This window comes from Synechococcus sp. BDU 130192 (assembly GCF_963876085.1).
Lineage (GTDB): Bacteria > Cyanobacteriota > Cyanobacteriia > Cyanobacteriales > MRBY01 > MRBY01.
The window spans coordinates 1-248 of record NZ_CAWNNO010000053.1 but is presented as its reverse complement, the minus strand read 5'-3'; the positions used below and the strand labels follow the sequence as shown (position 1 = coordinate 248).

General features: G+C 50.8%; 1 pseudogene. It reads right to left on the bottom strand.

The window, feature by feature from the left end:
- A pseudogene (locus AACT35_RS11320) lies at nucleotides 1-248 on the bottom strand (photosystem II q(b) protein); the annotation flags it as partial.

Sequence of the window (248 nt, the reverse complement as noted above, 5' to 3'; positions counted from 1 at the left end):
GCAACACAGATCCAGGGACGCATACCAAGGCGGTAAGAAAGTTCCCACTCACGACCCATGTAGCAGAAAACACCAATGAGGAAGTGGAAAATTACCAACTGGTAAGGGCCACCGTTGTACAACCACTCATCTAAGGAAGCAGCTTCCCAGATGGGGTAGAAGTGGAGACCAATTGCGTTAGAAGAAGGTACAACTGCGCCAGAGACGATGTTGTTACCGTAGAGAAGAGAACCTGCGACGGGCTCACG